The sequence below is a fragment of the Bradyrhizobium sp. genome (genome assembly GCF_049586575.1).
Taxonomy (GTDB): Bacteria; Pseudomonadota; Alphaproteobacteria; order Rhizobiales; family Xanthobacteraceae; genus Bradyrhizobium.
On sequence record NZ_JBAVCF010000316.1, the window covers coordinates 1 to 2,919 of the forward strand.

General features: G+C 60.7%; 3 protein-coding genes. All 3 read right to left on the reverse strand.

Translation table 11 applies throughout. The features are described from left to right. Window positions 1–463 (reverse strand): Bug family tripartite tricarboxylate transporter substrate binding protein (locus WB528_RS12135; RefSeq protein ID WP_423888655.1); only part of this gene is annotated, 463 nt, incomplete at its 3' end. 41 nt (window positions 464–504) lie between these two features. Then, window positions 505–1,476, reverse strand: a complete 972-nt coding sequence (locus WB528_RS12140; RefSeq protein ID WP_423888656.1) for a Bug family tripartite tricarboxylate transporter substrate binding protein — start codon at window positions 1,474–1,476, stop codon at window positions 505–507. Between the two features lie 23 nt (window positions 1,477–1,499). After that, window positions 1,500–2,483 (reverse strand): Bug family tripartite tricarboxylate transporter substrate binding protein, encoded by a 984-nt coding sequence (locus tag WB528_RS12145; RefSeq protein ID WP_423888657.1) that lies wholly within the window; start codon window positions 2,481–2,483, stop codon window positions 1,500–1,502. Window positions 2,484–2,919 lie beyond the last annotated feature (436 nt).

The following is a 2,919-nucleotide window of genomic DNA, read 5'->3' on the forward strand; positions in this document are numbered from 1 at the left end:
GGCCCGAGTTTGCCTTGGCATAGGCAATGAACTCGGCAACTGACTTCACCGGGAGGGAGGGATTTACTTCCATGACCAGCGGCGCTCGCACGGCGCCCGCAACAGGAGTGAGATCACGCAGCGGGGCGTAGTTCAGCTTCTTATGGAGAGATGCGCTGATGGCATTCGAAGGAGTAAACTGCAGTAGCGTGTAACCATCCGCAGCCGCATGGGCCGCCGCTTCCGCGGCGACGTTGCCGCCTGCGCCTGGTTTGTTGTCGATGAAAAACGACTGGCCTAGTCGCTCAGAAAGCCATTTGCCTGTCAGTCGCGCGATAATGTCGCCCGGACCGCCGGCTGGAAAGCCGACGACGATGCGCACCGGCCGCGACGGATACTCGAGCGCGAACGCTAAATGAGGTAAGGCGGGTAGCGCGGCAGCGCCAACGGCGAGATGCAAAAAATTTCTGCGGCGAAATCTCATCGTGGCGCCTCTCCCATCCGGGTCAATGCAACCCCGCTGATTTATTCCGGCTTGATGTTCGCGAACTTCACCACCTTGGCCCATTTCGCGCTGTCGGCGTCGATGAACTTTGCGAAATCGGCGGGCGAGACCGGGAATACTGTTGCACCCAAGCTGGACAGTTTCGATTTCAACTTCGGATCGGCCAAGCCCGAATTGATTTGTCTGTTGAGCTTGTCGATGATCTCGACCGGCGTGTTTTTCGGCGCTCCGATGCCGTTCCAGGCGCTTGCCTCGTAACCGGGGACGAATTCGGCGATGGCCGGAATATCGGGGAACGCTTCCGAGCGCGTTGCGGTCGTCACCGCCAAGGCGCGAACCTTGCCCGCCCTGATTAATTCGGTCGGTTCGGGCAGCGGACTGAAGAAAACTTGCACCTGCCCGCCCATCAAGTCAGTGAGCGCGAGCGCGCCGCCGCGATACTGCACTGGCGTCATATCGACGCCCGACATCATCTTGAACAGCTCCCCGGCAACGCGCGTGCTGGAACCGGCCACCGCCATATTCAGCTTGCCGCGATTGGCTTTGGCGTAAGCGATAAATTCCGGAACGCTTTTGGCGGGAAACGTGGGATTGACAACCATCGCCAGCCCGGCGCGCAACACGCCGGCCACCGGAGCGATATCGCGAAGGAAGTTGAAGTTTGCATTGGCGTAGAGAGAAACGTTGATTGCCGCCGATATTGTCGAATAGAGAAGCGTGTACCCGTCCGGCGTCGCGCGGATGACCGCTTCCGTGGCTATGTTGCTGGCGGCGCCCGCACGGTTCTCGATGACGACTTGCTGACCGAGCCGCTCCGACAGCCATTGACCGATCAGGCGCGCACCGATGTCGGCCCCGCCGCCAGGCGGAAAGCCGACGATCATATGTATTGGTCGCGTCGGATAATCGAGCGCCAGCACAGAACGCGAAAAGCCCGGGAGCGCGGCGGCGCCGGCAGCGAGACGCAGAAATTTTCGGCGGGGAAGTCTCATGGCTTTCTCCAATCAGCGTCGGACTACTGCGCCGTGATCCCGGCGGCCTTGACGATTGGCCACCATTTCGCGATTTCAGCCTTGTAGAATGCGGCGAAGCCGTCCGGCGTCTGCTGCTCGGGCGGAGCGACATCGAGGCCAAGATCGATAATCTTCTTGCGCACGTCCGGCTCGGCGAGCGTCTGCACCATGGCCGCATTGATCTTGGCAACGGCGTCCTTCGGCGCGCCTTTTGGCGCGAACAGGCCGAACCAGCTCGCCATATAAAGTCCGGGCAGGCCGGACTCGTCGGAGCTTGGAACGCTCGGTATCGCCTCGGAGCGGTGCGCCGACAGATTTGCCAAGGCTTTGATCGTGCCGGCGCGCACCTGCGGCATCCCACCGGCAGCCTGCACAACCAGAAGGTCGATTTGTCCGGCGATCAGATCGGTCATGGCGGGACCTGCGCCACGATATGGAACGAACAGCATTTTCGCACCGCTGAGATTTTCCAGCAGAAATCCGCCGAGTCGGGTGGCCGCACTGCCATTGCCGAATCTCGCCTCGCCGGGATGCGCCTTCATCCAGGCGACCAGCGCTTTGAGGTCATCGGCCGGAAATGCTTTCCGCGCGACCAGAAGCACCGGATTGAGCGAGACCAGGCCGATCGGCGTAAAATCCGTCCGCAAATCGTAATTGAGGTTGTAGACAATGCCATTGAGCACATGCGTGTCCCACTGGCCGATATCGATCGTGTAGCCATCGGGCACGGCGTGTGCGAGCCGCCCGACGCCGATGCTGCCGCCGGCACCACCGATATTCTCGACAATAACCGGCTGCCCGAGCTTTTCCGCCATGCGCGCTGCCATGATGCGCCCGACCGGGTCGGTCGAGCCGCCCGGCGGGAACGGCACGATGAGCGTAATCGTGCGCACCGGGTAGGCTTGCCCCGATGCGATCCGCGTCATCGCCGGCAGCGCGACCGCGCCAGTCGCCAGATGCAGAAACTTGCGACGTAAAAGATTCACGCTGTGGCTCCTTAAGGACGAGCAGCCTTCGGCAAATACGCGAGGCCGCGTACCGAGATCAGTTGTTTTCTGATTGCTCGCCCGCCGGAGGCACAATCGCTGCCTTTAATTGGCGGAACGTCGGCACATCCCGCTGGCAGCTCTGACGATGAGTATTTCGCGACGTAGACTAACAAGTCTGTGACGCGCAGCACAGCCCGGTATGGAACGAATTGCGGTACGGTTGGCCACGGCACCGAACGGCGAACAGCCCACTTTTCAATTGAGGGCCGCATCGTGGATGATCCTCAGGGCACCTGAGAGAACAGCCACATCATGTCGGCCATCGTTGGATACGTGGCCACCAATACCACCGCTATAACTGCACCGAAAACACTCAACCACGAGACCACGCTAAAGTAGGAGGCTTTCTCCAGCGAACTAAGGCTTTCACTAC

Coding starts and splice junctions, on each gene's coding strand:
- WB528_RS12140 (WP_423888656.1), bottom strand. CDS start 1,476: ATGAGACTTCCCCGCCGAAAATTTCTGCGTCTCGCTGCCGGCGCCGCC.